A 3,385-nucleotide genomic window follows, 5' to 3' on the forward strand; every position below is an offset into this window, starting at 1 on the left:
GACACGTCGTTGACGGCCGTGATGCGCCCCGAGGCGCCGTCGGGGAAGGTCAGCGTCGCGTTCTTGACGTCGAGGCTCATCGGGCTGCTCCTGGCGCGGTGGTGGGGACGAGGGTGGCGTCGAGGCTCATCGCGCGGCCTTCGACACGAGGTACGGGTGCATGACGACGAAGGCTCATCGCGCGGCCCCCAGTGCGGTGTTGGGGTCGACGGTCACGATGCGGCGCACGCTGACGAGCGCGCCGAGCAGACCGAGAACGAACAGCAGCGCCAGCGGGACGAGCGTGGTGGTGAGGCTGAGGACGAACGGCACCGTGCCCTGCGCGAAGTAGCCGAGGACGGTCGCGACGATCGTGCCGAGGCCGCCACCGATGAGCAGCAAAATGGCGGCCTGACCCATGGCGTCACGCACGAGGTAGCCGGTGTGCGCGCCCATCGCCTTGAGGACGGCGAGGTCGGGCGTGCGCTGGATCGTCCAGACGGTGAAGAACGCGCCGACGACGAGGGCGGAGACGAGCATGAGCATGACGCGCATGAGCGTCAGCGAGCCGTTCTCGGCCTGGTAGGCGCTGATCGTGCTGAGCGACGTCTTCGGGTCCTGCACGTCGAGGCCGGTCGCCGAGGTGAGCGCGTCCTTCGAGAACCCGCTGCCCGTCTTGACGAGCGCGACGGTGCCCGAGCCCTGGCCGAGCAGGCCGGCGGCCTTCGCGTCGTTCTCCGTCATCCACACGACGGGCTGGTGCTGGTACGACGCGTCGTCGCTCAGCTTCGCGACGCGAACGCTCTTGTTGTTGAACGAGATCGACTCGCCCTCCTTGAGCGCGGCGTCCTTCGTGATCGTCTTGCCGACGACGACGGAGCCGTTCTTCACCCCCTTCGGCGCGGCGAACGAACCGTCCGGGACGGCGAAGATGGCGACCGCCGACGGCACACCGGAGACACTCGCGCGGCCCTGCGTGATCGTCAGCGGCGAGGCGTCGGTGACGCCCTTGACCGACTTGATCTTGTCGATGTCCTTCGCCTCGACGTGGGAGCTGTCATACCCGACCTTCTGCCCCTTCGCGGGGGCCGAGAAGCCGATCTGGTCGACACCGTGCGAGGGCAACGTGTCGATGGCCGACACGCTCTCCTTCGCGAGGCCGGCCGCGAGGCCGGTCAGCATGACGACGAGCAGCGTGATCAGGGCGATGACGCCGCCGATGAGGGCGAAACGCCCCTTGGCGTACGCAAGGTCTCGAGTTGCGAGGAACATCAACCTCTTCTTTCGGCACAGGTTCTCCAGGTTTTCTCCATTCCAGCGCGATTCATCCCCTGCGCGCATCACCCAGGCAGTGGGAGAACGCATCAACCGTTCGGTTGACGTCCGTGCGCGTTCGACGCATCCACGCGGCAAAATGGACGGTGATGAGTACCACCGACCCCACCACCGACTCCGAACGCACCATCCGCATCATGCAGGCCGCGATGCACGTCCTGTTCGTCGTGCTGCTCGTCGTCGGGGTGATCCGGGCGCTCGCCGGAGACGCCTCGCCGTTCGCCGTCATCGCCGCGACGGTCGTGTTCACCGGCGTCTACCTGAGCGGCCTCGTCGTCGAACGCCGCGCGCGCCGCGCCCAGTCGCTGCGCGCCGCCCAGGATTCGCACACCGGCCAGGTGTGGATCATCGCGCTGACGCTCGCGTGGTGCCTGACGCTCGCCGTCGCGCCTGACTTCGCGTGGGTGGCGTTCGCGCTGTACTTCCTCGTCCTGCACGTCGCGATCCGGCCCATCGCTGCCGCCCTCGTGCCCCTCGTCCTCGTCGCGAGCGTCGCCGCCCTCGTCTCGCGCCCCGACGGACGCAACGTCGGCACCGTCATCGGCCCGATCATGGGGATGATCGTCGCGCTCGGCATCTCGTGGGTCTACGCCCAGCTGCGTGCGGAGAACACACGCCGCCGCGAACTCGTCACCCAGCTCGTCGCCGCGCAGGACGACGTGCTCGCGACGCAGGAGACGCTCGCCCTCGCCCAGCACCGCGCCGGCGTCCTCGCCGAGCGCGAACGCCTCGCCCACGACATCCACGACACCCTCGCGCAGGGCTTCTCCAGCATCGTGCTGCTGTCGCGCGCGGGTCTCGCCCGTAACCAGCACGCCCTCACCCAGCCCGCGAGCGCCCAGGCCACCCGCGACAGCGCCGCGCACGCCGGCGACGAGATGGTGCGCCTGCTCGAGCAGATCGAGTCGACGGCCGCGCAGGGCCTCGCCGACTCGCGCGAGGTCGTCCATGCCCTGACGCCGAGCGACCTCGTCGACGCGCCGTTGTCCGGCGCTCTCGAGCGCCTCACCGCGCGCCTGACGGAGCACACCGGCATCCGCGCCGACACGACCTGCGACGGCGAACCGCGCCCACTGCCGGCCCCAGTCGATGTCGCGCTGCTGCGCATCGCGCAGAGCGCCCTCGCCAACGTGCGCACCCACAGCAAAGCGCAGCGCGTCGGCGTGACGCTCAGCTACCGACTCGACGAGGTCGGCCTCGAAGTCATCGACGACGGCGTGGGTTTCACCGACGCCGACGTCGAACGCGCACCCCTGGGCGGCAGCGGATTCGGCCTGCGCGCCATGCGTGAACGCCTCGACGCACTCGGCGGCCACCTCGAGATCGAATCCCAGCCCGGCGAGGGCGCCGCCCTCATCGCGACCATCCCCACCAGCGGCCCCTACAAGGCGGTGAGGCAGGAGAACACCCAGCCCGCCCCTGCCCTGACGGCCGGAGTCGAACCGCACGTGACACCCTCGACGGAAAGCAGCCTCCGATGACGAGCGTCATCCTCACCGACGACCATCCCGTCGTGCGCGCGGGCCTACGAGCGCTGCTCGACGCGTCGGGCATCGACGTCCTCGACGAGGCCGCCGGCGGCGAGGAGGCCCTGCGCGTGCTCGACCGCCTCGCCGAGCAGGGGGTGCGCCCCGACGTCGTCCTCATGGATCTGCAGATGGGGCCCGGCCTCGACGGCGTCGCGGCGACGCGCGCCATCCGCGCCCGCGACGACGCGCCCCGCGTCCTCATCCTCACGACCTACGACACGGACGTCGATATCGTGCGCGGCGTCGAGGCCGGCGCGTCCGGCTACCTGCTCAAGGACGCACCGCCCGCCGACCTCGTCGAGGCCGTGCACCGCGCCTCACGCGGCGAGACGGTGCTCGCGCCCGCCGTCGCGGCGCGCCTCGTCAACCGGTTGTCCTCGCCCGCACCGACGCTGACGGCCCGCGAACTCGACGTGCTCGACGCCGTCGCCGGCGGCGCGACGAACAAGGAGATCGCGAAGCACCTCTTCGTCTCCGAGGCGACCGTCAAGACGCACCTCGTGCACATCAACGAAAAACTGGGCGCAACCTCGCGCACCGAA

3 protein-coding genes are annotated in these 3,385 nt (G+C 70.2%); 2 read left to right on the top strand and 1 reads right to left on the bottom strand.

The features are described from left to right. Window positions 1-174 precede the first annotated feature (174 nt). Window positions 175-1,251, bottom strand: a complete 1,077-nt coding sequence (locus HMPREF0321_RS10595; protein WP_006946338.1) for an FtsX-like permease family protein — start codon at window positions 1,249-1,251, stop codon at window positions 175-177. A gap of 152 nt (window positions 1,252-1,403) precedes the next feature. Between HMPREF0321_RS10595 and HMPREF0321_RS10600 the strand changes: the two genes are divergently transcribed. Both HMPREF0321_RS10600 and HMPREF0321_RS10605 read left to right on the top strand, forming a co-directional pair. Further along, on the top strand, window positions 1,404-2,795 hold the full coding sequence (locus tag HMPREF0321_RS10600) for a sensor histidine kinase (protein ID WP_050786564.1): 1,392 nt from the start codon (window positions 1,404-1,406) through the stop codon (window positions 2,793-2,795). Next, window positions 2,792-3,385: response regulator transcription factor (locus tag HMPREF0321_RS10605; RefSeq protein ID WP_006946339.1), on the top strand; the 594-nt coding region annotated here is incomplete at its 3' end. The genes HMPREF0321_RS10600 and HMPREF0321_RS10605, both read left to right, overlap by 4 nt.

This window comes from Dermacoccus sp. Ellin185, assembly GCF_000152185.1.
GTDB lineage: Bacteria > Actinomycetota > Actinomycetes > Actinomycetales > Dermatophilaceae > Dermacoccus > Dermacoccus nishinomiyaensis.